Consider the following 26238-nt stretch of genomic DNA (forward strand, 5'->3'; position numbering starts at 1 on the left):
CATGACGGAGTTTCCGGCTTAAACAGGGGCGATTAGCCGATAAACGACCGATGATGGCAAATCAGAAGGTAACTGGAGTATTCACCCACAAAACTTTGGCGACAACGGGGCCGATATTGCGGTAACCATGCGGGATCTGGCTGGGAAAATAGAACGAATCCCCCTGCTCAAGGAGCCAGATATGGTCTCCCAGACGCAATTCCAGCGCGCCTTCCAGCACATAGCCCATCTCTTCGCCGTGGTGCTCAATCAGGCCATCGCTGGCGACGCCCGGTTCGATAATATGAATATTACCCTGCAGCAACCCGCCTTTGTGGTGCCAGGTCAGGTTCTCCAGTTCGATCCCCCCCTTTTTACTGCGCTGCAGGAACCGCTTACGGTTTCGCTGTTCAGGCTTCAGTACAGGCCGATCGGCCGTCCAGTCATCGGCCATCAGGTCGGCGATACTGGTCTCCAGCGCTTTTGCCAGGCGGTGCAACATCGCCAACGACGGCGAGGCAGCGTCATTTTCCAGTTTGGATAACAGACTTTCCGAGCATTCCACCTTTTGCGCGAGCTGCTTGAGGGTCAGCTCCTGCACCAGACGTGCGTGGCGCAACCTCATTCCCAGCGGGGTTCCGGTAGATTTGATGTCAGCGTTTTTTTCATCTGTCTGCTTCATTAAAGTCTCCCAACGGCCTGCATCATGCAGGCCTGGTAAGATAAATCATGCCATCACGGTGAACTGAATTTCTTTCGGTGAGCAGCCGTTAATGGGCACAATGTCCTGCGGGCAAGCGGACATCACCACCACGCAATCCAGCTCGGCACGAATCTCTACATAATCACCTGCTTTGCTGACAGTTGGCAACCAGGAAATTGAATAATCAGGATTTACTGGCGTGTTCATCCACAAATTAAGCGGCTGCGGCACTTCACGCGCGCGCAGGCCAATCGCCTTCAGCGCCATGCGCATATTGTCAGCGCAGCTGTCGTGATACTCCGTAATCCCCATGTTGGTATAGCGGTAAAGATCGCAGGCAGCGATCAACGTGTCATGCACACCAGGTGAGGTATCGGTGAGCAGAGTGGCGATAGCACGGCGCTGGTTGGTCACCAGCACATCACCTGGCTGCGGAATAATTTTGTCGATAAAGGCACGGGTATGTTCCATGGACGCAAACTCGCTGAGATCGCCGGTATTGAAAAACCACGTGTCGCAGACCTGGCTGCCTGGGGTATTGATGATCTTAATCACCTGCCCTTTTTTCAGCAAAACGGCGCGTCCGCAGCGCGGCGGGATGGTATACAGTTCGTTTAACGTCGGTGCGCCATCGGCTGAAATCGGTGAGGTTGCCGTTGGGTTGAGGCCCAGGGCATCGCCATTGTCTTTATCGCAGCAGATTGGGTAGTGTGCAGTTGCGGTCATGATTTAACTCCTTCAAGTGATTGGGATAGCTCAGTCAGTGCACAGGCCAGCGTACGGGCACCTGCCGCCAGTGAACGAGGATCGGTATATTCAGCCGGATTGTGGCTAATGCCTTGATGGCTGGGGACAAAAAGCATGCTGGTCGGACAGTGTTCGGCCAGATACATGGCGTCGTGAAACGCGCCAGATAACAGCTCCATATGGGCAATATCCAGCGCATTTCCGGCCGCTTTCAAGACATGATTGATGCGCGGGTCAAAGGTGACCGGCGCTTTATTCAGTAGCAGCTCGATGGTGACTTGTTCGCTTGCCAGAGAGGCAATCACCGCGTCGAACCGGGCCAGCGTTTCGGCCGATGGGTGGCGGAAATCAAGGGTAAAACGCACGCTCGACGGGATGGTGTTGATGGCATTTGGCATGACCTGCCAACGGCCAAACGTCAACCGTAACTCGTCATCTGCCGTGTCACCCATCGCCTGCTCAATGATCGCAAGCTGTTCGCGTGCCAGGGTCATCGCATCCTGGCGCAGCGCCATCGGCGTGGTCCCCGCATGTGCCGATATCCCATGGCAGGTGATCTGGTACCAGCGCACGCCCTGGATACCTCTGACGACGGCCAGCGGCACGCGGCGACTTTCCAGTACCGGACCTTGCTCGATGTGCAATTCCACGAAGCAGGCCATCTCGCGATCCGGGCGTAACGGGATGGCTGCAAAGCGGGCCTGGTGGTCTGCCAGCGCATCGCGAAACGAGACACCATCTACGCCCATCGCGCCAAGATGGTCAGACAATCTCGCAGGGTCGACGAAGGTGCTGGAGCCCATCGCCCCCGGCGCAAAGCGGCTGCCCTCTTCATTGGTCCAGATAACCACTTCGACCGGGCGTTCGGTGACAACCCGTGCCTCATTGAGCGCTTTCAGGCACGCAAGTCCGGCCATCACGCCGTAACAGCCATCGTAGTTGCCACCGGACGGTTGCGTATCGATGTGGCTACCGGTGGTCACGGGCGATACAGCAACGCGTCCTGGACGACGGAAGAATAAATTCGCCGCCGCATCGCGGTAGACTTCACACCCGAGCTCTCGGGCGACATCAATAAGCCAGGACCGGGCATCGAGTTCCGCCGCGCTCAAAGCCTGGCGATCGACGCCGCCATTCGCTAACTTTCCATATTCTGCAAGCTGCGCCAACAGTTGGTTCAGCCAATCCTCATCCAGCTGTCGGGCAACCCGTAAGCCTGTTTCCATCATGGTAGTTTCTCCAGTTCTTCGGGTTGCAGAGGCCGACGAAACAGCGGCGCGAGAAAGCTCCGCAGGCGCTCGCTTTTCGGCTGTGTAAAAATCTGTCGCGGCGTGCCGCTTTCAATAATGTTGCCGTCGGCCATAAACACCAGCCGTGACGAGATATGGGCCGCAAACGCCATCTCATGGGTGACCATCACCATGGTCATCCCCTGCCCGGCCAGATCCCGGATAACGTCCAGCACCTCTTCAACACGTTCGGGATCGAGCGCCGAGGTGGGTTCGTCGAGCAGCAATAACTCCGGATTCAGCGCCAGTGCGCGGGCAATACCCACTCGTTGTTGCTGGCCGCCGGAGAGTCGCACCGGCCAGTCATTCGCTTTTTGCGCCATCCCGACACGGCTGAGGGCAGCCATCGCGGCCGTTTTTGCCGCCTGGCGGGACATTTTTTTCCCCAGTACCAGCGGCGCGGCGACATTTTCCTGCACCGTCATGTGCGGCCAGAGATTGAACTGCTGGAACACCATCGAGAGCGGTTTGCGCACATCGGCTATGAGGCTGGCGCTGTCGGCATGCGCGAGGCCACGCTGCGTGCCGGAATAGCCGAGCAGTTGTCCTTTAATCAGCACGTCCCCTTTGTCGTAGGCTTCCAGAAAATTCATGCAGCGTAGTGCGGTGGTTTTCCCGGAGCCCGACGGGCCAATCAGCGTGACTATCTCACCGTGATCGACGCGTAAATTGATGTCATTCAGTACCACATGGTTTGCGAATGACTTGCCTACATGGCGCATTTCGAGCACCGGCACAGATGTATTGCCCACGTTATTCTCCGGTCCGTAGTAGGTGGCTCAATGTTTTTATGCTCATACTCACCCCCTGCGCCAGCAGCCAGTAGCTGACGATCAGCAAGGTATAAGGCAAGATATAGCTGTAGGTGTTAGCAACGATCTGACTCGTCGTCATGGTCAGTTCCGGTACGGTAATGATCGATGCGACGGCGCTCTCTTTAATCGTCAGAATGAACTGATTGCCCAACAGCGGTAGCGCAAAACGAACGGCCTGCGGCGTCTGGATATGCCAGAAACAGTGGACCGTAGAGATGTTGTTTGCCAGCGCCGCCTCTCGCTGTCCCGGCGGAATGGTGTTCCACGCGGCGCGAAAAATTTCGCCGAAATAGGCCGCGCTATACAGCGTCAACGACAGCAGCGTGGCGTCAACGGCGCTCAGCATGATGCCGATGGACGGTAGGCCAAAGTAGATAACGGCTAGCTGCGCCAGAAATGGCGTGCCGCGGATCACCCACACGTAGGCGCGCCACAGACGAAACGCCAGACCACGTCTGCCGCAGAGTCCGTTTAAGGCAAACCCCAACAGCATGCCGCCGCATGCGGCGCAGAGGCTTATCCACAGGGTCACGCCCAGGGCCTGAATGTAGGCTGGCAGGTATTGCGCGAGTTCCGTCATCGTTGTTCCCTCTGCCAGTGGCGTTCTGCCTGACGGCCCAACAGCGCCAGCAGGCTGGTCAGCAGTAGATAGACCAGAGCCACGGCCAGATAGACCTGCAGCGGCTGGTACGTAGATGAGGCCAGTTGCTGGCCCACGCGCATCAGATCCGTCAGCGCGATGACCGACACCACCGCAGAGGCTTTGATCACATCAATCAGCTCGGAAATCAGTGACGGCAGCGTAGTACGGACAACCTGCGGTACCTGGATGCGCCATAAAATCTGCCGTGGGCTCAGCCCGCAAATCGCGGCGGCTTCCAGTTGACCTGGGGTGATGCTGGCGAAACCACTTTTCAGAATTTGCGATTGATAGGCCGCCGTGTTCAGCGTTAATGCCAGCGTGGCGGCGGCAAAGCCGGGAATGTCGATCCCCAATTGTGACGGTAAATAAAAGCAGAGCAGCAGTTGAGCCAGAACCGGGGTCCCGCGAAACAGACTGACCCATCCATGGGCCGTCATGCGGTAAATCGGTAACGGACTGGTCGACATCCGCCATACGCCAATACCCACCAGAAAGCCGGCGACCATCGCTGTCAGGCAGAGCGCTGCGGTGGTGAGTGCTCCCTGCATCAGCATCGGAAGCCAGTGGATAAAGCTCGTCATGAAATCCGTCATCGTTTTCCACTCACAGCGCCGGTGCGGGCATTTCTGTTGCCGGAACGCTCATCGTGAAGCCGAACCATTTCTGCTGCAGTGCCTTCATGGTGCCGTCGCGATTGGCTTCAATGATCCCGTCAGCGATCAGTTTTACCAGAGCGGCGCTGTCGGCATCTTTACGCCCGACCCAGCCAAAGAAGGTCTGTGGCCCTATCATTTCCGGCAGTGTGGCAAAAACGCCCGGGCGGGTTTTAATCAGCGGACCCAGGTTCGAGAGCGACTGGGCGACGCCATCAAGACGGCGGGATGCCAGATCGGCATAGGCTTCATCAAACGCGACATACTGTTTGATCTCTTTGATGCCCGGTTTGCCGCTGGCGCGTAGCGCCTGATCGAAGGATTGCAGCACCTGCAACTGACCGGAACCGGCCTGCGAGCCCACCACTTTGCCGCTCAGGTCATCCGGAGTTTTAATCGCGCTGTCCTCTGCTCTTTTGAGCAGTGCGACGGTAGATTCCGCCACCGGAGCGGTAAAACTGAAGCGTTCAATACGCTGTTTATTGACGGTGACGGCGGTCACCACGAAGTCAAATTTTTTCGCATCAAGCCCTGGCAGGATGCCTTGGAAAGGCAGATCCAGCTGTTTCACTTTCACGCCTGGTAATGATTTGGCAAAGATGTGGTTCATCAGGTCAACGTCGTAACCGACAATTTTGCCGTTATCAACGTACTCAAAGGGGGCGTATCGCGCTTCAGTGGCAACGGTGATCTCTTTTGCTTCTTTAATTCGTTCAAGCAGATCGGCGCTGAAAGCCGTAGAGCAAAAAAGGCAGGTGGAAATAAGCACGGGTAAAGAAAAACGATTTAGCTTCATGGCATGCTCCAATAAAGATATATGAACTACATGAAAGTTACTTGAATTTAATGAAAGCATGAAGCATGCCAATGACGTTAAAATCAGCCGTAAAATTTTTATCACTATGAAAAATAATATTTATTTTATGATGCAGCACTGGATGTGCTCTGTGCTGGTTTTTTGGTGATGGGGATATGTATGGTTATCATGCACTCAAATGGTGCTTTTTTGATTAAAAAGAGTGCAATCGCGACAGACGCGCTGCTTCCTGAATTCAACTCCGCTCCTGGCGCCAATCTGCCCCTGAACAGACCGTGAGGGACGATTTATACCCCTGCCCCGGCGGCCGCCTTTCAGCCTCCCGCTTCTCGTCAGATCCTGAAATTTGGCGATTCACTTAAACGCCGATATACATTATATAGATGGGTCTTCCCCGATCATGGTGGGAAGACTCAGAACGCCATATTCAGTTTTCCATAGTGGAACATCACTCCCAGCTTAAAGCGCTCCCGGTTCCTGTATCCTCTGGCTTTTATTCTCAGCAGTCTGATCTTGCTGTTCAGCGCCTCTGCATTACCATTCGAGACACGATGACGCATCGCATTCAGTATTCCATACAACCGTTTTTTGATGGTTTTCGCTGCGTTTTTCATCATCGGCACATCACATTCAGACGCCAGCGATATCCACTGCAACCAGTCATTCCTGCGTTCTGTGCTCTAGGGGCGATCCCAGATATTTTTGGCCAGCTCTTTCAGTGTCCAGCACTGGCTTGTCTGCTGCATCTGTTCCCGCAGCCACATCAGCTTTTCCTGCCGGGACTCAGTCATCCATTTGCCGCTGTACTGCCACAGGAAGCGGGTACCTTTGGCTTGACGGCGGCTTTCAACCGGAAGACGGGGATGTTCATTCTGGCGGGTTTTATCCATCACCTCACCCAGCTGTTTCGCTACGTGGAAGCGGTCAAAGGCGATTTTATCAACTGCACACGGTAAGTGGATGCGCGCGGCTCTTATATAGCCCGCATTCATGTCCATTGAGAGCGTTTTAATGGCCTGCAGCTGTCCGTCAATCAGGGTTATGAGGTAACCGGCAAGACTTTCCTTACCTCGATCATCCGTTAAAGCCAGCGCCTGCCCGTCACGATCGGAGATTACCGTTATATAACGATGTCCTTTTTTAAAAGCGACCTCGTCCACATTCATATGCCGGGCTGCTAACGGCTTTTTTATCCGTGCAAGACCTCGTTTAACCGCGCGGGTCATAATGCCGTCAACGGCATTCCAGCTCAGTTTGAGTTGTTTCCTGACTGCATCAACAGTTCTGATTTTCAGCCATCAAAGCACGAATGATTCGAACAGCAGCGTATACCGGCTGCCGGGCTCCGCCCACGGAACAGGCAAAGTCTGACATCCATGCTTCGGACACATAACACGGGGCACACTGGCTTCAACTATTGTGGCGAACTGGCAGATATCGAGGTGGCGCCATTTACGATGCCGGTGATCGTGAACGGGGCAGGATTTCCCGCAGGCTGGACAGGTTAACTGAGTATTTTCAGCGATCCCGACAGTAACGGTAACAGAAGCGGCATTTTCATCGAGAGAAAGAGACTTTACCGCCACGGAGCTGACAAGTTGAGGATATGTGCATAGAGGGACTTTTCGTCCATGGTGGTGACCTCTGGCGATTTAATACGCCATTATCATGCCTTCAGCCACCACAACAAGGGAAGCCCCATATAAATACAGTTATATTGATTAACAGGAACCAAATCATGAGCAGGGAAAGATATAACCTTTCTATCGCAGTTTTCGTTTTAGTGCTCAGGGGAAATGAAATCTGCATGCTGCGACGAGCTAATACCGGTTGGATGGACGGGTGCTATAGCTTGCCTGCCGGTGGGCTTGAATATGGTGAAACACTTTCCTGTGCTGCTGCAAGAGAGTTGGCAGAAGAAACAGGTATCCACCGGGCGCTATGAGGCAACGTTCAGCGAGAAGCATTAATAAAGTAAATGATTGAACGTTATATCTATCATTTTCTGGATTCGCTGCAGGGGGCCGCGCATAACCTGAATCACTTCAAAGTGTAACTCTCAGGGTTCGAATGACTATATCTGACACATAGCAGCCAGAGTTGGGGTAGGCTGGTCCGCTCTAAGCGAGAAGAGGAAATCACAGTCGTTGTCACAACAGTTGAGAGTCAACTTAATTTGTGGTCTGTTACTCAACGGTGAGCAGGTCAAGCCTGTTTTTCAGTGTGACGACTCAACTAGATATCACCACGCACAGGCCCTATTTCGTCTCATGTTTCTCATCAAAGGGAGAAAAAACTTTTGATCTTGACCCTCCATCTCCGGACAGCTTTTGTATCTTAAGTTAACGATGTCCGCTGCCGCCGGTATTCCCTCGGGGAGTGATATCCCAGCGCGCTGTGCGGGTGGTTTTCATTGTAATGCGTGAACGCTACTGCAAGGTTTCGCAGTGCTGTTCTCACATCCGGTTTTGGCATGAACGCGATATAGTCTTCTTTCATCGTTTTCACGAACCGTTCGGCCATGCCATTACTCTGCGGGCTGCTCACCGCTGTTGTGCAGGGCTCCAGATTCAGCTCTCTCGCGAACCTCCGCGTTTCATACGCGGTATACGCTGAACCGTTATCCGTCAGCCACTGCACCGCTGTGTCGGGCAACCTGTCGCCGAAGCGCTTTTCCACCGACCTCAGCATCACATCCTGCACGGTCGAACTGTCATAGCCTCCCGTGCTTGCTGCCCAGTCTGTGGCCTCACGGTCGCAGCAGTCCAGCGCGAACGTTACCCGCAGTTTTTCGCCGTTGTCGCAGCCGAACTCGAAGCCATCTGAACACCAGCGCATATCGCTTTCTGCCACCGCTATCTTGCCCTTATGTTCACGCTTCGGTCGCTCTGGTTTGTGATGCAACAACAACAGGTTATGCTCGCTCATTATCCTGTAAAGCCGTTTGGCATTCACAGGTGGCTGTCCCTCTGTGCGACGTTGCTTGCGCAGGATGCCCCACACGCGTCGATAACCATAACTCGGCATATCGCTGATAATGTTGAGGATAGCCGACAGTATTTCTGCGTCTGCTTCTTCATTACGCCGGTTACAGCGCCTGTCCTGCCAGTCGGCAGAACGGTTAATCCGCAGTGACAGTTGCGCACGCGACACGCCCATGGTCCGGCTGACCAGGGCTATTCCCCGTCCTTTGGCAACAAGGGCGCGTGCGCTATCCATTTTCGCGACTGACCGTACTCCACGGCTTCTTTCAGGATCTCAACTTCCATCGTCTTCTTGCCCAGAAGGCGCTGAAGCTCCCGGACCTGCTTCAGAGCAGCAGTAAGCTCAGAAGCAGGAACGACGTCCTCTCCAGCCGCAACGGCGGTGAGGCTGCCTTCCTGATATTGCTTCTTCCACTTAAACAGCAGGCTGGGCTGGATACCATGCAGGCGGGCGACATGGGAGACATTCATACCCGGCTCCATCGTCTGCTGGATAATGGCGATCTTCTCCTGAGGAGTTTTACGTTTACGGACTTCTTGCCCTAACAGGATCCCGGTCATCTCAAAATTGGCGTTAGTGTTAGACATATATTCAAGCCTATCTCTTATCTGGAGATACAGCTACTGTCCGGTGTTTCAGGGGGCTACATCAAGTAAAAATGGCCGCTATCTCTCATGGCGCAGTTCAAATTCGTTCAACTGCTCTAACGCTTTCGCCACACTCTGGAACATCAGATGTTTTTCCTCATGCTTCTGTGACAGCCGAGAAACGAAGGTAAACACACTTCCGCTTCTCTCAGGCCAGCAGTCGTCATAAAGTGCAGGTATCAACATCTTTCTTGCTTGATGCTGCAATGCAGGAGTCGTCAGACTACAGATGTACGTTCGTACTTCAAACTGTCTTCCAGGTGTTTTGTCTAGAAAAAGTACCACATCAGATTCACTCACCCAGTGCGACAATCCGAAGCGCAGTGCCGGATAACCTTCCCAATGATTAAGTGCCGTTGTGACCTCATAACCACGATCAGAAAAGTGCTCTGTCAGAAACCGTAGGCCTTCCTCCTGAAGTGATTTCACCACAGCATTTTTCAGTAACACCGCTTCCTGAATATTACGCAAATTTTCGAGAACGAAGGTTTCTGTCTCTGCTGCAATCGTATTTTTACCCATCAGTGTCTCCAGATGTAGAATGAATTCGCGCAGCAAAACCTGCCATTTATTGAGCGGGGAAGAAATACATGCCATGCCGAGCCTGGGCGACAGAACAGAAATAAACATACTGTAGCTTATTCCTGTCCAACCGGCTGGAGCCAGTCCTTCCGGCGACAGAACCACCAGGAACGGTTTCTTATCTGGATGTTTTTGCTCCAGATACCCACTGTAATCATTGAAAGGATTGTTCAATTGGTGCCAGATTTTATTCTCCAACACCATGGCCCATTCTTTCGACTCAAGTAGCAAATCGATTCGAGTTCCTTTCTGGGTCATAACCTCACGGGCTGGTGGAGAGAGAAGTGATGCATCAACATGGGCTGGCAGGAATTCCAGAAGGGCCCCAATAACCAGTGTATTCAGTCCATGGGGCGCATCCGGATCAATAAAGAAAGCGAGTAAATCGCTGACAGGGTTTTCATAGTGTCCACGGGCACCAACCGAAAATATATTGGTCTCACTTTTTTCAGCAACAGGCAGTGATTTGAGGCGAGTCAGTAATTCTTCCAGAGCAGGCAGGTCCATTGGTTTCTCCGCAGCGGTTTTCCCTATCCAGAAACATACCAACAAAAAGAGCCTTGGCATAGGGAGGCCTGTCTGCCCGCTGGCATTGGGTGCACGATAATTGCGGTGGATTTCAAAGTTAACAGTCCGCTTCGTGCTGTGAGCTCAACAGGTCGATGCAACGCTATCCTATTCCTTTCGCCGTATTAAAAGCCTCACACTCAGCGAATACAGAAAAACTATGCGTTTAAAAAAGAATGAATTATCTCCTTAGCGTGGTTTTTACACGATTGCCCCTCAAACCCCGATAACGACTCCTGCGCAGTTATACGTCCTTCAACACCGACCTCTTCGCGACCCGGCACACGCGCTGGAAGGTGAACACATCGGCCAGGTAGTGAACACGCACCGGAGCTAAGCGTGTCGGAGAACGTTATCCTTTCACGTTCTCCGCGATCGTCGCCACCGACTCGCGCAGCTTCATCTCCACCTGATACGTTTGCCACGAGACAGGTAAATCTGTCTCACGTATGCGCCTGAAAAGCAGCTCGGCTGCATGTACGCCCATATGGTGAATCGGCTGCGCAACGGTGGAAATGCGCGGGGTGGTGAGCGTCAGCCAGTCGAGTTCGTCGAAGGCGAAGAAAGAGAGCTTTTGCGGCACAGCGATGCCGCGCTCACGCACCGCGCGCCAGGCGCCCTGGGTCATGACGTTATCCACCGCGAAAACTGCCGTGGGCGCGGCGGCGTCCAGCACAGCCAGTGTCTCTTCAAACGCGTGCTGGGCGCAATATTTGCCAGTGCGGCGGATTAAGGTTTTCTCCACCGCCACGCCCGCTTCATGGTGCGCTAGCAGGTAGCCGAGCAGGCGCGCGCCGCTTGAGTTAAGCCGGTCGGCGTTGATCGTCGAAAACTTCTGCGGCTCCAGCGCCAGTTGCGTATCGTAGTCCGAGCTTAACTCAGTGATGATGGCGATGCGACGATGGCCGCAGCTTAGCAGGTAGCGCGTAGCTTCGCGGCTGGCATGTACGTTGTCGATAAGCACCGCGTCGGCGGCCAGCGTCGGCAGCTTACGGTCGAGCAGCACCACCGGAATACCTTGGGCGATAGCCTGGTCTAGGTGGTGGCAATTGTTTATATCAGCAGGCGAGACGATAAGCCCGTCCACCTGTTTCTCCAGCAGAATGCGCACCGCCTCCTGCTCGCGCGGCACGTCTTCGTCGCTGCTGGTGATAAGCACGCCGAACTCGTGGCGACGGGCGATATCGCTGATGCCGCGCAACGCCTCGGCGAAAAAAGGGTTGCTGATGTCAGCGCCCACCACGCCGATGGTCTGGCTTTTGCCGGTGATCATCGCCCGCGCTACCTGGTTTGCCACATAGCCCAGCTCTTCAGCAGCGCGTATGATTTTTTCACGCAGCTCCTCGCTGACATATCCGTAACCTCCCAGCGCCCGGCCAGCCGCCGCGGTGGAAACCCCCGCCTTGCGCGCCACGTCTTTCACGGTGATTCGGTTATTTTTTTTGTTCATAAGAAGTTTTGTCTGCTCCGCTTTTCAGTTCCCGGAGGTTATCGATTTCCGGCAAAATCATAAGAAAAAGATCATTGACAATTTTTTAACACCGGCGAATTATTCACCGTGTGATAACGTTCTCTCATTTTAGGATAATCCACCCGCTGCTGCAAATCACGGGTTTATTTTGCAGATGAACTGATAACGTTATCACATCCATTACAACCGAGACGGACAGGTAAACCAACATGACGCAAAACACCACAGTTTCACTGCCGCTGCGCCCGCTGGAAGCGGACTTCATCCCGACACTTGAGAAAGTGCTGGGACAGAAAAACGCCATCGCTGGCATCGCAGAGGCCGCCGCCTCCCGCCCGCTGAAAGATATCTATTTCGTCGGCTGCGGCGGCTCGTTCTCTTCTTCCGTGCATGCCCACGCCCTGCTCTGCCGCCACAGCAAAAAGCTACAGGCGTGGAACCTGAACGCGGCGGAGTTTATGGCGCAGCCCCCTGCCCGTCTGGGAGCGTCGTCGCTGGTGATCCTCTCATCGCACTCCGGCGCCACGCCGGAAACGGCGCAGGCGGCGCTCTTTGCGAAATCTTACGACGCGTATGTGGTCTCGCTAAGCCAGGAGCTGAACACGCCGCTCGCCAATACCGCCGACACCGCGCTGGTTTACTACAGCCCGCGTACCGTGACGCCGGGCAAACAGCTTCTGCTGCTGCAACTGGTGATTGAACTGCTGGAGCACGTGGATAACCTAGACGTCAGCGCCTGGCGCGACGCCCTGCCCGCCCTGCCTGCGGCGCTGCAACAGTACCTCGATAAACAAGAAGCCGTCGGCGACGCCATTGCGAAATCCATCGCTCAGGGCGGCGATATTTACGTGACCGCCGCTGGCGCTAACTACGGCGCGGCCTACACGCTTTCCTACTGTTATCTGATGGAGATGCAGTGGCGCAACGCCACCCCGGTGCTGGCGGGTGATTTCTGCCACGGCCCATTTGAGATGATTTTGCCGGGCGCACACCTGGTGGTGTTCCACGCCGATGACGACAGTCGCGCCATGACGCAGCGAGCCATCGACTTTGCCCGCCGCTATACCGAAAACGTCCATGTGTTTGACGCCGCTGGCTTTAGCCTGCCGGGCGCAGCGCCAGAAGTGAAAGCACGCTTTGCCGCCATCGCGCTGGGCCTGATGGGCACGCGTCTTGCAGATCACCTGGAGCATCACACCGGCCACTCTCTCGATGACCGCCGTTACATGTACAAAGTGGAATATTGATAACTATGCGAATTTGTGGAGTGGGTGACAACGTGATTGACCGCTACCTGCACTGCGACCTGATGTTCGCGGGCGGCAACGCGCTTAACTTTGCGGTTTTTGGCCGCCAGGCCGGGGCGCAGGCCGCCTACCTCGGCATCACCGGCAACGATATTCCGGCGGGCGTGATTCGCCACGCGCTTTGCGCTGAAGGAGTAGACATCAGTCGCGTGCGGATCAACGAAAGCTTTAACGCGCTTTCGCAAATCGATATCGACGCCGACGGCAACCGCTTTTTCGTCGGTTCCGTGCCGCCGCCTTACCAGCTGCGGCTGAGCGAGGCGGACCTGGCGTGGCTTGCGGACTTCGACCTGCTGCACACCAGCGATTACAGCGGGCTGGAAGCACAGCTTCCCCAGCTTGCCGCCTGCGCGCCGCTCTCGTTCGACTTCGGCTCGCGCGACGACGCCTGGGCCGAGCCGCTACTGCGCTGGGTGCAGGTCGCCACCTTTTCGCGCAGTGGCAGCGCGCCGCAGGCGATTGAAACGCTGATCGCCAACGCGCACGCGGCGGGTGTCGCCACCGTGCTGGTCACGCAGGGCGCGGACGGCGCGATTATCAGCCACCGGGGCAAACGCCACCGCCAGCCCGCGCTGCCGACGCAGATTGTCGACAGCCTCGGCGCGGGGGATGCATTTATCGCCACACTGCTGGTGAAGCTTGGTCAGGGATCAACGCTTGCCGACGCAGCGAACGATGCGGCCCTTGCCTCGGCGAGGGTTTGCGAACGCCTCGGTGCATTCGGCAGCGGCGTGCCGCTAACGCCGCTACCGCAGGAGGCAAAACAACAACCGTAGTCGCAATGCTATAACGCACCGCCGCAGGCGGGCTGCAATCCAACCTTTTTTACGTGGAGCAAGACATGAAGATGAAAACCTTAGCCTGTTCAGTAGCGCTGCTGGCCGCAATCTCGCTTGCCTTACCCGCCGGGGCCGCCGAAAAGCTGGTGGTCGGCACCGAAGCCAACGGCATTCCCATCTCCTTTCTGAACCCGAAAACCCATGAGCTGGACGGCTTTATGCTGGATATCGCCCGCCAGGCCGCAAAGCACGCGGGTTATGAGGTGGAGTTTAAAGCGATGGATTTCTCAGCGCTTATTCCGGCGCTGCGCACCGGCAAGATAGACCTTATCGCCACCGGCATGTATATCACCGAGCCGCGCAAGAAAGTGATCGATTTCACCACGCCTGTGTATAGCTACGGCGAAGGGATGATCGTGCGTAAAGAGGACACTAAAGACTACACCTCCTTTAAAGAGTTGCCTGGTGCGGTAGTGGGCGCGCAGATGGGCACGATTTTTATCGAGCCCCTTAAGCAGGCCAACATCTTCAAGGATGTGAAAGCTTACGACACCCTCACCGGCATCATGAAAGACGTGAACGCCGGGCGCATCAAAGCGGGCTTTGGCGATACCCCTTCCATGGCCTATTACCTCTCGCTTGGCGAATATCCCAACGTGCGGCTGGTGAAGAGCTACAAGCCGGTACTGCCAGGCTCGCTCGGGCTTGGCGTGCGTAAGGACGAAGAGCAGCAGTTGGCGAAGCTTAACGAAGCTATCGCCACCATGCAGAGCAACGGCGAGATTACGGCGCTGCTGGAAAAGTGGAAGCTTAATTAAAACAAGGGGGCGTAGCCCCTGATACCCCGTGACAGGAACTGCGATGAACGACTTTTTTACCTTCAGCGCCACCGCCCTCCCCATCCTGGTGGAGGGGGTGAAATACACGGTACTGGTTACCTTTTGTTCGCTTATCCTCTCGACCCTGCTCGGGCTGACGTGGGCGCTGATGCGTCTATCGGCCCACCGTCCGCTGCGCCTGGTGAGCGGTGCGGTGGTTAACGTGCTGCGCGGCATCCCGATGCTGGTTCAGCTTTTCTATATCTACTTTGTACTGCCCGATATCGGTATCGAAATGTCGGCGCTGACTGCCGCCATTATCGGCCTCGGCATCGCCTATTCAGTTTACCAGGCGGAGGATTTTCGCGCCGGCATTCAGGCTATCGACAAGGGGCAGATCGAGGCGGCGCAGACGCTTGGCATGTCTAAGCGCCTGATGATGCGCCGCGTTATCCTGCCGCAGGCCATCAAGATTATCTGGCCCTCATACGGCAACACCATGGTGATGATGCTCAAGGACAGTTCGCTCGCCTCCACCATCACCGTGGCGGAACTTTCCCTGCAAGGGAAGCTGCTCGCCTCGGCGACATTTCAGAACACCACCGTTTTCACGCTGGTCGCCCTGCTCTATCTGGTAATGTGCTGGCCGCTGATGTGGCTGTGCCGCCGGGTGGAACACGCCATGAACAAGCGTCGGAGCCACTGATGATTGAATATCGCAATGTCCATAAAAGTTACGGTGCGGTACACGTGCTGAACGGCATCAACCTGACCATCAACCGCCAGGAGGTGGTTTGCATCATCGGCCCTTCAGGCTCCGGCAAGTCGACCCTGTTGCGCTGCATCAACGGGCTTGAGAACTACCAGAGCGGCGAGATTATTTTCGACGGCGTGCAGGTGGACGGCAGCGAGCGCGCGCTAAGTCAGGTGCGCGGCGAGGTGGCGATGGTCTTCCAGCGCTTTAACCTCTTCCCGCACCGCACGGTGCTGGAGAACGTCACCGAAGGGCCGATTTACGTCAAAGGCGAGCGCCCCGGCCCCGCGCGGGAATATGGCATGGAGCTGCTTAAACAGGTGGGGATGGACCACAAGGCGCATTCATACCCGCAGGATCTTTCCGGCGGCCAGCAGCAACGCGTGGCGATAGCCCGCGCGCTCGCGATGCGCCCGCGAGCCATTTTGTTCGACGAACCCACCTCGGCGCTTGACCCGGAGCTGGTGGGCGACGTGCTGAAAGTGATGCGCGAGCTGGCGAATCAGGGCAGGACGATGGTGGTGGTGACCCACGAAATCGCCTTCGCCCGCGAAGTGGCCGACCGCGTGGTGTTTATCGACGGCGGTGTGGTGACCGAAGAAGGCCCGGCGCGCCAGGTGCTTACCAACCCTTCCCACCCGCGCACCCGCGAGTTTTTACAACGTGTACTCAACCCCATCAGCGAGGAATAATGATGCTTAACGCCAGCCATATCTGCGCCACCAACTTTACCTATTCGCACTATCGGCTGAACCACTGCCTGGACGATGTCGCCGCGCTCGGCGTGCAGTGGTTTGAACTATGGGGCGTTGCGCCACACCTGCATATCGACACCGTGCAGGAAGCGGACCTGCAGGCGCTCAGGCGGGAGCTGGCGGAGCGCGAGCTTAAGCTCGCCTGTTTCACGCCGGAGCAGTGTGTCTACCCGGTTAATATCGCCGCCGAAAACCCGCTGCAGCGGGAGTACAGCATTAACTATTTCCGCCGCAGCCTGGAGATATGCGAAAGCCTTGAGTCACCTCTACTGTTTATGACGCCAGGCTGGGGTTATGAAGAGGATAAGCCCGCGGAGGCGCGCAGCCGCGCGGTGGACGCCCTGGCACAACTGGCGCACCTCGCGGAAAGCCGTGGCGTGACGCTGGTGCTGGAAGTGTTGCAGCCGCGCGAAAGCAACCTCGCCAGCACCGTGCATGAGCTGGCGTCTCTGGTTAACGAAGTCAGTTCGCCTGCGCTCGACGCGGCGCTGGATATCGTCGGCATGGCGGTGGGCGGCGACAGCGTGACCGATTACCTCAACGCCTTTGGGCCAAAGCTGCGCCACTGCCATTTTATCGACGGCACCCCAGCGGGCCATCTGGCGCTCGGCGACGGCAACCTACCACTGAAAAGCTACCTCAGCGAACTTCGTGAAGGCGGCTATAACGGTCTGTTGTCGCTTGAGATAGCTGGTGGGCGCTACTGGCAGGAGCCGCTGGAGCCGATGCGCCAGAGCATTACGTTCCTGCGCGACGCGCTCGCATGATAGCGCGAAGCGGCGCGGCCATGCTGCCTGCACGCAAAAGCGAGAGCCTGCTGTTGCTGGTAACGCTCTGTGCCGGGGCAGGCTGGATCTTCTCTAAAGAGGCACTTGGCGCGCTGCCTCCGGTCTTTTTTATCGCCGTGCGCTTTCTGGCGGGCGGTCTGCTGCTGGGCCTGGCGGTGCCCGCAGCCGACCGACGCGAATGGCGGCGCAGCCTGTGGCCAGCCTTCGCCATCGGCAGCCTGATTTGCGGCTCGATGATGTGCTGGATTGTGGCGCTGCATCTTACCACCGCGCTGGGCGTTGGCGCCTTTCTCACCTGCCTCGGGCCGCTGTTGGTGCCGTTCGCAGGATGGCTGCTGTTCCGCCAGGCGCTGTCGAAGCGCATCGGGCTCGCCATGCTGCTCGCCCTACCCGGCATTGCGCTGTTGGTGGGCAACAGCTTTCTCCAGTGGCGGTTCGAGGCGGGCCAGTTCTGGTTTTTTGGTGCGGCGGCGATTTTCGCCTTTTACTTCAGCCTGAATAACCGCTTCGCCATCGACCAGCCGGTGGTGCTATTCGCCGCCATGCAGATGATCGCGGTGGGCCTGCTGGCGTTGCCGGTGAGCCTGTGGCTGGAGCCGTGGCCTGGCGAGCTCAACGCGGCTGGTTGGACATGGCTTGCGCTCAGCATTCTCATTCCCACCTGCCTGCGATTCTTTTTGCAAAACTATGCGCAGCGGCTAGCCTATACGCCCAACGGAGGGCTCATCATGCTGATGGAGCCAGTGTGGGCGGCCATTTTCTCGGCGCTATGGTATGGCGAAGTGATGACGCTGTCGCAGGTGGGCGGCGCGCTGCTTATCCTGCTGGCGCTGACGGTCGCCAGAGAGCGTCACGTCAGCGCCTGACCCTCGCCTGCGGGCGAGGGTCAGGCGGCATTTCCGGTCATATAGACGGTACGACTCAGCGTTACCGGACAGGTATTCTGACGGCTCCGGGTACCGTCCGCGAACGCCGTTTCACTGGCGTCCCCCACCCGTCCCGGGACACGTTCATACCAATATGGAACTGCGCCGCGGCAGACCTCTCCCAGTCGGCACGGGGGCCGGAATCCATCTCTCCCAGACTGTTATATGCCCTGGATGAAATCGTAAATAACTGCCCGGTATTGTCACTATCACGTCGCTGTTGAACCGTTTCCCTTCCAGCTCGATCATAAAGGGGGCAGTTTGAATATCGAAAATTATTGTCCGTCAAGGTTATTTTTTTGACCTTCCCACTTTAGCGGGCCTCAGCTGACGAAACCTTGGCGCAAGAAATACGGCGGGATTTCTCCCTCGGAGCTGAAATACATGCAGCAGCATGAGGAAGAGAGTCTCAGGTTGAAGAAGTTGGTTGCCAATCTGAGCCTCGACAAGGCCATGCTGCAGGATGTGCTGGCAAAAAAGAACTGACGCTGGCGCGTCTACATGAATTGGGCCGGGACCTGCAAACACGCTACGGAGCCAGTGAGAGGCAGGTCTGTTTTGCGCTACGGGTCAGCCGTAGCTCTTTCCGCTACCGTTCTGTAGAAGCAGACGACAGTGCGCTGCGCCTGCGTATCAGGGAGATCTCCGAAACCCGGGGTCACTATGCCTACAGCAGGGTTCACGTGATGCTCAGTCGGGATAATCATAAACGCATTTACCGACTCTACAGTGAGCAGGGGCTGTATCCGAATCATGTCTGGGGCATGGACTTTGTCTCTGACGCCTTATTTGACGGGCGTCGTAGATTTTTCCGGCCGGGAACACCGATGGACAATGCCACAGTGGAGTCATTCAATGACAGGCTGCGACAGGAATGTCTGAACGAGAACTGGTTCAAGTCTCTGGAGGATGCACGGTGCAAAATCGAGGCTTGGCGCATACACTATAATCAGAGGCGTCTCCATTCTGCACTGGGCTGGATAACGCCATCCGAATTCGCTGAGAAGTCTGCCGGTTGGCAGAATATGTAGCCAGCATGATGGCTGGTTATTCCTGATTACGACTGGAACATGTTCGGGGTCAGGGTCAGAAAAGAGATATTACTAACTGATGGTTGTATTGAATACTGGGGGCAGGTCACTATGCCAGCGAGCAAATGTCCGGTAAATTGTTATAATACATAGCGGGTATTTTATAATACAAAGAGATACAAGTAATGGAGCAGCCTGACAGCAAAAGCGCGAAGCCACTCTATAAACAGCTTGAAGCCTCCCTCAAAGAAGCTATTTTGTGTGGCGAATATCAACCTGGACAGCAGATCCCAACTGAAAATGAGCTAAGCGCACAATGGGAGGTCAGTAGGGTGACCGTGCGAAAAGCACTGGACGCATTAACGCGTGAAAATCTCCTGACCCGCGTGTCGGGTAAGGGAACATTTGTTTCCAGTGAAAAATTTCAGCGTAGTATGACAGGGATAATGAGTTTCACCGAGTTATGCCAGTCGCAGGGGCGACGGCCCGGTTCACGTACTATCAAATCAGTATTCGAGTCTATTGATGATGAAACACGATTCTTGCTGGGCATGGCTGCCGAAGAAAAAGCCGTTGTCATCGAACGTATTCGCTATGCTGATGACATTCCCGTCTCACTGGAAACCGTCCAGATGCCACCACGCTTTGCCTTTCTGTTACAGGAAGAGCTTAACAATCAATCCCTATATGAGTGCTTGCGTGAGAAATACGGTTTGTGGTTTACCCACTCACGTAAAATGATCGAACTGGTTTATGCGAATTTTGAGGTCGCTCATTATCTTGGCGTGGCAGAGAGTTATCCTCTCATCCTCATCAAGAGTGAAATGATCGACAACAAAGGCGAGTTGTCCTGTGTCTCCAAGCAACTGATTGTCGGCGACAAAATTCGCTTCACGGTGTAGTTTTCTCTCTTCAGCTAACAAGCTGATTCATCCAGATCGGGATCTGCGTCGCGGATCCCGATTTTTTTGTTTTTTATCTTGAATAAATGTATCAAAATGTCATATAAAAATAACAATACATTGAAAGTCATTTGTGGCGACAGAGCTCGCCCGGTCAAAGTAAGAACCAGAGGGATGTATGATGAGTATGAAAGAGATTGTTAGCGAAATTTTGGTCAGCCAGGAGGATAAAGGGGGCGTAAAATACGTTTATTACGTGGCCTGTGGTGGCTCATATGCCGCGTTTTATCCGGCGAAAGCTTTTTTAGAGAAAGAGGCGAAAGGTCTTACCGTTGGCCTTTACAACAGCGGAGAATTCATTAACAACCTGCCATCGGCACTGGGGGAGAACGCGGTTGTTATTGTGGCTTCGCACAAAGGGAATACCCCGGAGACCATTAAGGCGGCCGAGCTTGCACGTCAACATGGCGCGCCGGTTATTGGGTTAACGTGGGTGATGGATTCTCCATTAGTCGCCCATTGCGACTATGTGGAAAGTTACACTTTCGGCGACAACAAAGACATTGCTGAAGAAAAGACAATGAAAGGTTTGCTGAGCGCAGTCGAGTTCTTGCAGCAGACTGAAGGCTATATTCATTACGATGACTTCCTTGACGGGGTAAGTAAAATTAACCGCATTGTCTATCGTGCTTGTGAGCATGTCGCAGAGCGGGCTGTGTCATTTGCGCAGGAATACAAAGACGACAACGTTATTTATACCGTCGCGAGTGGCGCCGGTTACGGCGCGGCGTATCTTCAGAGTATTTGTATCTTTATGGAAATGCAGTGGATTCACTCAGCATGTATCCACAGCGGTGAATTTTTCCATGGACCTTTTGAGATCACTGATGCGAACACGCCGTTTTTCTTCCAGTTATCTGAGGGCAGCGCGCGGCCTGTGGATGAGCGCGCTCTAAACTTCCTGAAAAAGTATGGCCGTCGGATTGTAGTTGTCGATGCTAAAGAGTTAGGGTTATCTACTATCAACACGACGGTGATAGATTACTTCAATCACTCTCTCTTTAATAACGTTTATCCTGTCTACAATCGCGCACTTGCAAGGGCTCGTCAGCACCCGTTGACCACGCGTCGCTATATGTGGAAAGTTGAGTATTAATAACAAGGGATTTCGAAAAAGCAGGGAAGCTTTTTATTCTATGTATAAATCAAGGATTAGTTATGAGCATCAGCGTTATAGGTATTGGTGACAACGTTGTCGATAAATACCTCCATTCCGGAGTGATGTATCCGGGAGGGAATGCATTAAATTTTTCCGTGTATGCAAAACTCACTGGAGTACCTGCTGCCTTCATGGGAGTCTTTGGCGATGATGAGGCTGCAAGACATGTGCAGGATGTCTTGCATGAGTTAAAGATAGATACTACCCACTGTCGGCATTATGCTGGTGAGAATGGATACGCTTGTATTCGGCTGAAAAATGGTGATCGGGAATTTGTTACCAGTAACAAAAATGGGGTGTTGCGCGAGCATCCTTTGATACTATCACAAGACGATCTCCATTATATTTCTCAATTCAATTTAGTACACTCCAGCATCAACGGATTTCTGGAGCCAGAGCTGAAAAAGATAAAACAGAATAATAATATTATTTCGTATGATTTTTCAGGGCGTGGTACTGATGAATATTTCGAAAGCGTATGTCCATGGATAAGCTACGGTTTTATTTCTTGCAGTGGCTTATCATCAGATGAAATAAAAGAAAAGATTGAGAAAATATATCATTACGGTTGCCGGCATGTTATCGCGACCCGTGGACATGAGGGTGTTTATTATTTTTCTGCCAATGGTTATCTTGAGTGGCATCCTCAGTATATCGAACCAGTGGATACGTTGGGAGCTGGTGACGCGTTTTTGACCGGCTTTATGCTCTCCATTTTGCAATCCGGTACAGAGGAACCTGATAACGAAATGGTGATGTCAGCTATGCGAGTAGGAGGGCAATCTGCTGCGCAGGTCTTATCACATTATGGCGCTTTCGGTTTTGGCAAACCTTATTCTGCCTGCTAACGCTGTTCCATTAAATTAACCCAGCATTCACTCCACACAGGTCAGGAGGAAGTATGTTTTGGACGGAATTGTGTTTTATTCTTATTGCTTTGATGATTGGTGCCAGAATCGGCGGCGCATTTTTAGGGATGGTCGGTGGGTTGGGTGTGGGCGTCATGGTATTCGTATTCGGTCTGACACCTTCAACTCCGCCTATTGATGTTATTCTTATTATTCTTTCTGTTGTATTAGCCGCCTCATCATTGCAGGCTGCCGGAGGGCTGGATTTACTGGTTAAACTGGCAGAAAAAATTCTGCGACGGCACCCACGTTATATTACGTTGCTGGCTCCCTTTATTTGTTATCTTTTTACCTTTATGTCTGGAACGGGGCATGTGGTGTACAGCTTGTTGCCAGTTATCTCTGAAGTTGCTCGTGACTCAGGGATCCGCCCTGAACGTCCACTATCCATTTCTGTCATCGCTTCACAACAGGCAATCACCGCCAGCCCGATATCAGCCGCAATGGCGGCAATGATCGGTCTGATGGCGCCTTTAGGTATTTCAATTTCCACCATCATGATGATTTGTGTCCCTGCAACATTGATCGGTGTGGCATCGGGGGCAATCGCAACCTTCAATAAAGGCAAAGAATTAAAAGAAGACCCGGAGTATCAGCGCCGACTGGCTGAAGGGGTAATTCAACCGGTTCAGAAGGAAAGCAAAAAAACAGAAGTTACGTCGGGCGCCAGGCTCTCAGTTGTGCTTTTTTTAATGAGTGCGGTTGTGATTGTATTATTGGGGCTTATTCCGGCCCTGCGTCCAATTGTCGAAACAGCAAAAGGGCTACAACCGCTTTCAATGTCAGCAGCAATCCAGATTACTATGCTCTCTTTTGCTTGTCTGATTGTATTGTTGTGTCGCCCGCAAGTGGATCAAATCATTAGCGGTACGGTTTTCCGCGCCGGAGCGCTCGCGATTGTCTGTGCTTTCGGGCTTGCATGGATGAGCGAAACCTTTGTAAACGGGCATATCGAATTGATCAAAGCGGAAGTTCAGACACTTTTACAACAGCATACTTGGCTCATCGCTATCATGATGTTTTTTGTCTCCGCGATGGTCAGCAGTCAGGCCGCAACAACCCTCATTTTATTGCCCCTGGGGTTGGCGTTAGGACTGCCCGCTTATGCGCTGATTGGATCATGGCCAGCGGTCAATGGCTATTTCTTTATTCCCGTGGCAGGTCAGTGTCTTGCAGCATTAGCTTTTGATGACACCGGAACCACGCGGATTGGTAAGTTCGTACTTAATCATAGCTTTATGCGACCAGGCTTAGTCAACGTCATTGTCTCGGTTACCGTTGGCTTAATTATTGGTAAAATGGTGCTGGCCTGATTATTTAATAAGTCTGACAGTTTTCACCTTGTTCAATTAAATTCAGAGGAAAATAAAATGAATATAAGAATACTCATTGCTGTGGCTTTGCTTTTTATCAGTCAAAGTATATTTAGCGCTACTACACAACCTCATATTGTGATTCTTGCGACAGGTGGCACTATTGCTGGGACGGCAGCAAATACAACACAAACATCGGGTTATAAATCTGGCGAGATTGGTGTTCAGACATTAATTAATGCTGTACCAGAGATAAAAAATATTGCACGTGTTGATGGTCAACAAATTGCTAATATTGGTAGTGAAAATATGACCAGCGATATTATTTTAAAACTGTCCCAGCAGGTGAATACGCTACTGGCGCGGGATGATGTGGATGGTGTGGTGATTACTCATGGTACAGATACGTTGGATGAAACAGCATACTTCCTGAATCTGACGGTCAAGAGCGACAAGCCCGTGGTGTTCACTGCCGCAATGAGACCAGCGACAGCGATTAGCGCGGATGGTGCGATGAACCTGTTGGAAGCCGTTACTGTGGCAGCAGACCCCAATGCCAGGGGCCGCGGGGTGATGGTGGTATTAAATGATCGTATTGGTTCGGCAAGATTTGTCACTAAAACTAACGCGACCACGTTGGATACATTCAAAGCGACCGAGCAGGGGTATCTGGGGATCATTGTAAACGGTACACCGCAATTTGAGACTCGAGTGGAAAAGGTGCATACCCTGCGTTCAGTATTTGATGTGCGTAACCTGCGAAAATTACCAGAAGTCGTGGTTATTTATGGTTATCAGGACGATCCGGAATATATGTATGATGCAGCAATTTCACATCATGTTGACGGGATCATTTATGCCGGCACCGGGGCGGGTTCTGTTTCTGTCAGAAGCGAGGCAGGGATCAGGAAAGCAGAGGAAGCTGGAATTATAGTGATACGTTCATCCCGCACAGGGAATGGTGTTGTACCCGTCGATAAAGGCCAACCTGGCCTGGTCGCGGATTCATTGAATCCTGCTAAAGCCCGGATATTACTAATGACTGCACTGACGCAAACAAAAAATCCTGAGCTGATTCAACACTATTTCCGTACCTACTAAATAACTCCGCGCGCTAAACCTGTGCTAGAAAGTACAAAAAGCGGTTTAACGCAGCGGAAGGTGTTTCATCATTACGCCAGAAAACACCGACGCCTATTTTCTGAACTATTTTCGGCAGGTTTTGGATCCCCAACTGTCCCAGGTTGGCGTAGCGTTGTGCCAGTCGTAAAGAAAGAAAAGAGATCATATATCTGCTTTGCAGCAGGTTGGTACTGACGTTCATCGAAGCGGATGCGGTGGTGTTCTCCGACAGTATCACGCCGCCATCAGCAATGCGTGCAAGCATTGCAGCACAGGCTTAGCAGGCAAGACCTGCCTAACAGGAGCATTTGTACACCGAACGGGAGTCATGAAAATTATTGACAAGTCAGGTTTCAAAGAGACCGGTAGACTGCCAGTCCTGCGGAGAGATTACTTTATATCGCCAGCTGACAACGGTTGCAGAGGTAGAGGCAGGCAGTAAGCCCAGGCACACCAGCGGCTGCGGCTATAACGCGAATGCTTGCGCCATGTGTACGGAACAGCGACTACAACGTTTCAACGCGGGTTGTCAGGGTAGTAACGCGTTGATGAGCGTTTGCCGCCGCTGCTTCAGTGATTTGTTTCGCCATTTCAGGGAACAGCCCACCACACACAGAGTACCAGACTTCACAACACGCGTTTAATCAGCATCACCACTGATACCCATTGTTACGCCAGGATGCAGGTGTTGACGTAACGCATTCACCCGTTCAGTCGCTGCAGCGGGGCTATCCCGGACGTCAGGGATCTTGACCGAGAGAACCCCCTTAAGTGATGAGACACGACCATGTAGTTCGTCTGTAAAGGTAAAATGCGTCGTGTCCGGATTATCATAGACCCGTTAATCCGCCTCTGTGGGTTGAAAATATCACCACGGCCTATGTGATCTGACAGGCCGTGCAGAAGGTACCGACATACATAGATATGCAGTGTTGGTCGATAATGTTTTGACATGTAAGCAGAACACCGGGGCAGCAACGCCTATCACGCTCGCGTTGCTGACTTCTGCCAAATTGCGGCAAGCAAGGACAAAGAGTGCGACGTGCAGCCTCCTCAGTAAGGGGCCGCTTGGAAAACGGAATCCATGGTCACTCCCGTTTTTCCAACACCGATTTTGACGATAAGTTGGCTTGCTTGAATCTATCCGGCGTCTGAATGGGAGTTTATTCCCGCGCCCCGATGAGTTCCGCGCCTGATGAACCTCCAGAAAATATACGGCTTCGATGAGCCTTTCCGTTTTACAGGTTCCTCAACAGGCCAGTGGGCCGTTCGTATCATCAATAATCAGTATCCGCAAAACCGATGAGTGATTGTTTAAGCTGGTGTATTTGCCGTTATGCTTCGTAAGTCTGCTGTCGTGTCGTCAGCGCCCAGGCTATTCTGGCCAGCTTGTTTGCCAGTGCACAGGTTACAACAAAGTTACTTTACCGGCACAGTAACTCCCTTACCCAGTAGGCCAATTTACCAGACTGGTGCTCCAGTTTTTGTATGAATACCCTGGCACATTGAACCAGCAATGTTCGAATCTTTTTGTTACCTCGCTTGCTGATGCCCAGCAATGTTGTCCGGCCACCAGTGCTGTACTGCCGGGGAACCAGCCCTGTTGCCGCAGCAAAATCACGACTACTACCGTACTGCTTCCCGTCACCAATCTCAGTTGAAATGAATCGCCACGGATAATCTAGACACTTCCGAGCCGTTGATAATACTGGTTTTCA

At 53.6% G+C, this 26238-nt stretch carries 23 protein-coding genes and 5 pseudogenes; 14 read left to right on the forward strand and 14 right to left on the reverse strand.

Annotated elements, in window-relative coordinates; genetic code table 11:
* Positions 1–61: 61 nt before the first annotated feature.
* From ABLV30_RS25100 to ABLV30_RS25135, 8 genes and pseudogenes are all read right to left on the reverse strand, one after another.
* A complete protein-coding gene (locus ABLV30_RS25100; protein ID WP_032432508.1) occupies positions 62–661 on the reverse strand; it encodes a cupin domain-containing protein in 600 nt (199 codons plus the stop codon).
* 45 nt (positions 662–706) lie between these two features.
* Positions 707–1408, reverse strand: a complete 702-nt coding sequence (locus ABLV30_RS25105; RefSeq protein ID WP_032432506.1) for an urea carboxylase-associated family protein — start codon at positions 1406–1408, stop codon at positions 707–709.
* A complete protein-coding gene (locus ABLV30_RS25110) occupies positions 1405–2658 on the reverse strand; it encodes a M20 family metallo-hydrolase (protein ID WP_032432505.1) in 1254 nt (417 codons plus the stop codon). Before ABLV30_RS25110 ends, ABLV30_RS25105 begins: the two co-directional genes overlap by 4 nt.
* Entirely contained in the window at positions 2655–3440 is a 786-nt protein-coding gene (locus ABLV30_RS25115; RefSeq protein ID WP_032432532.1) for an amino acid ABC transporter ATP-binding protein, read from the reverse strand. Before ABLV30_RS25115 ends, ABLV30_RS25110 begins: the two co-directional genes overlap by 4 nt.
* A 31-nt stretch (positions 3441–3471) precedes the next feature.
* Entirely contained in the window at positions 3472–4113 is a 642-nt protein-coding gene (locus ABLV30_RS25120) for an amino acid ABC transporter permease (RefSeq protein WP_032432503.1), read from the reverse strand.
* On the reverse strand, positions 4110–4757 hold the full coding sequence (locus tag ABLV30_RS25125; RefSeq protein ID WP_223176987.1) for an amino acid ABC transporter permease: 648 nt from the start codon (positions 4755–4757) through the stop codon (positions 4110–4112). Before ABLV30_RS25125 ends, ABLV30_RS25120 begins: the two co-directional genes overlap by 4 nt.
* A gap of 22 nt (positions 4758–4779) precedes the next feature.
* Positions 4780–5598, reverse strand: a complete 819-nt coding sequence (locus ABLV30_RS25130) for a transporter substrate-binding domain-containing protein (RefSeq protein WP_306294115.1) — start codon at positions 5596–5598, stop codon at positions 4780–4782.
* Between the two features lie 461 nt (positions 5599–6059).
* Positions 6060–7279 (reverse strand): annotated as a pseudogene (locus tag ABLV30_RS25135) (ISL3 family transposase).
* Positions 7280–7384: 105 nt separating this feature from the next.
* On the opposite strand from ABLV30_RS25135, the gene ABLV30_RS25140 reads away from it, so the two are divergent.
* Complete coding sequence (locus ABLV30_RS25140) at positions 7385–7591, forward strand: NUDIX domain-containing protein (RefSeq protein ID WP_223176988.1); 207 nt, start codon at positions 7385–7387, stop codon at positions 7589–7591.
* 392 nt (positions 7592–7983) lie between these two features.
* On the opposite strand, the gene ABLV30_RS25145 is transcribed toward ABLV30_RS25140, so the two are convergent.
* From ABLV30_RS25145 to ABLV30_RS25155, 3 genes are all read right to left on the reverse strand, one after another.
* Positions 7984–9191 (reverse strand): IS3 family transposase gene (locus tag ABLV30_RS25145; RefSeq protein WP_087788032.1). Its coding sequence is split into 2 segments (ribosomal slippage): positions 7984–8870 and positions 8870–9191, totalling 1209 coding nucleotides; the frame shifts between segments, so codons are not numbered across the junction.
* 105 nt (positions 9192–9296) lie between these two features.
* Positions 9297–10367, reverse strand: coding sequence for a PD-(D/E)XK nuclease family protein (locus tag ABLV30_RS25150; protein WP_003031962.1), 1071 nt, complete (start codon positions 10365–10367; stop codon positions 9297–9299).
* Between the two features lie 412 nt (positions 10368–10779).
* Positions 10780–11877 carry a LacI family DNA-binding transcriptional regulator gene (locus ABLV30_RS25155; RefSeq protein WP_171887627.1) on the reverse strand — a complete coding sequence of 366 codons (1098 nt, stop codon included), beginning with the start codon at positions 11875–11877 and terminating at the stop codon, positions 10780–10782.
* 230 nt (positions 11878–12107) lie between these two features.
* On the opposite strand from ABLV30_RS25155, the gene ABLV30_RS25160 reads away from it, so the two are divergent.
* The 13 genes and pseudogenes from ABLV30_RS25160 to fraE all read left to right on the forward strand — a co-directional run bounded on the left by ABLV30_RS25160 (position 12108) and on the right by fraE (position 24499).
* On the forward strand, positions 12108–13145 hold the full coding sequence (locus tag ABLV30_RS25160; RefSeq protein WP_003031958.1) for an SIS domain-containing protein: 1038 nt from the start codon (positions 12108–12110) through the stop codon (positions 13143–13145).
* Between the two features lie 5 nt (positions 13146–13150).
* Positions 13151–13981: a PfkB family carbohydrate kinase gene (locus ABLV30_RS25165; RefSeq protein WP_032432493.1), complete on the forward strand. Its 831-nt coding sequence runs from the start codon at positions 13151–13153 to the stop codon at positions 13979–13981.
* Between the two features lie 65 nt (positions 13982–14046).
* Positions 14047–14802: an ABC transporter substrate-binding protein gene (locus ABLV30_RS25170; RefSeq protein WP_003031956.1), complete on the forward strand. Its 756-nt coding sequence runs from the start codon at positions 14047–14049 to the stop codon at positions 14800–14802.
* Positions 14803–14845: 43 nt separating this feature from the next.
* On the forward strand, positions 14846–15508 hold the full coding sequence (locus ABLV30_RS25175; RefSeq protein ID WP_003031955.1) for an amino acid ABC transporter permease: 663 nt from the start codon (positions 14846–14848) through the stop codon (positions 15506–15508).
* Positions 15508–16248, forward strand: a complete 741-nt coding sequence (locus ABLV30_RS25180; RefSeq protein WP_003031954.1) for an amino acid ABC transporter ATP-binding protein — start codon at positions 15508–15510, stop codon at positions 16246–16248. The genes ABLV30_RS25175 and ABLV30_RS25180 overlap by 1 nt, the downstream gene beginning before the upstream one ends.
* Complete coding sequence (locus ABLV30_RS25185; RefSeq protein ID WP_003031953.1) at positions 16248–17078, forward strand: TIM barrel protein; 831 nt, start codon at positions 16248–16250, stop codon at positions 17076–17078. The genes ABLV30_RS25180 and ABLV30_RS25185 overlap by 1 nt, the downstream gene beginning before the upstream one ends.
* Positions 17075–17965, forward strand: a complete 891-nt coding sequence (locus ABLV30_RS25190; protein ID WP_003031952.1) for a DMT family transporter — start codon at positions 17075–17077, stop codon at positions 17963–17965. The genes ABLV30_RS25185 and ABLV30_RS25190 overlap by 4 nt, the downstream gene beginning before the upstream one ends.
* Before the next feature lie 399 nt (positions 17966–18364).
* Positions 18365–19056: pseudogene (locus ABLV30_RS25195) on the forward strand (integrase core domain-containing protein); the annotation flags it as partial.
* A 185-nt stretch (positions 19057–19241) separates the two neighbouring features.
* Complete coding sequence (locus tag ABLV30_RS25200; protein ID WP_003031945.1) at positions 19242–19958, forward strand: GntR family transcriptional regulator; 717 nt, start codon at positions 19242–19244, stop codon at positions 19956–19958.
* 178 nt (positions 19959–20136) lie between these two features.
* Positions 20137–21114 carry a 6-phosphofructose-aspartate deglycase gene (gene fraB / locus ABLV30_RS25205; RefSeq protein ID WP_148721278.1) on the forward strand — a complete coding sequence of 326 codons (978 nt, stop codon included), beginning with the start codon at positions 20137–20139 and terminating at the stop codon, positions 21112–21114.
* Positions 21115–21176: 62 nt separating this feature from the next.
* Positions 21177–22025, forward strand: a complete 849-nt coding sequence (locus tag ABLV30_RS25210) for a fructoselysine 6-kinase (protein WP_003031941.1) — start codon at positions 21177–21179, stop codon at positions 22023–22025.
* Positions 22026–22078: 53 nt separating this feature from the next.
* Complete coding sequence (locus ABLV30_RS25215; protein ID WP_049141677.1) at positions 22079–23398, forward strand: anaerobic C4-dicarboxylate transporter family protein; 1320 nt, start codon at positions 22079–22081, stop codon at positions 23396–23398.
* Positions 23399–23455: 57 nt separating this feature from the next.
* Positions 23456–24499: a fructose-asparagine asparaginase gene (fraE, locus tag ABLV30_RS25220; protein WP_003031939.1), complete on the forward strand. Its 1044-nt coding sequence runs from the start codon at positions 23456–23458 to the stop codon at positions 24497–24499.
* A gap of 13 nt (positions 24500–24512) precedes the next feature.
* Here fraE and ABLV30_RS25225 read toward each other — a convergent pair.
* The 3 pseudogenes from ABLV30_RS25225 to ABLV30_RS25235 form a co-directional block, all read right to left on the reverse strand.
* A pseudogene (locus ABLV30_RS25225) lies at positions 24513–24773 on the reverse strand (LysR family transcriptional regulator); the annotation flags it as partial.
* A gap of 137 nt (positions 24774–24910) precedes the next feature.
* Positions 24911–25358: pseudogene (locus ABLV30_RS25230) on the reverse strand (dihydrodipicolinate synthase family protein); the annotation flags it as partial.
* Positions 25359–25854: 496 nt separating this feature from the next.
* Positions 25855–26184, reverse strand: a pseudogene (locus tag ABLV30_RS25235) (transposase); the annotation flags it as partial.
* Positions 26185–26238: the final 54 nt, after the last annotated feature.

Source organism: Klebsiella sp. CN_Kp113, assembly GCF_040064585.1.
GTDB lineage: Bacteria > Pseudomonadota > Gammaproteobacteria > Enterobacterales > Enterobacteriaceae > Klebsiella > Klebsiella michiganensis.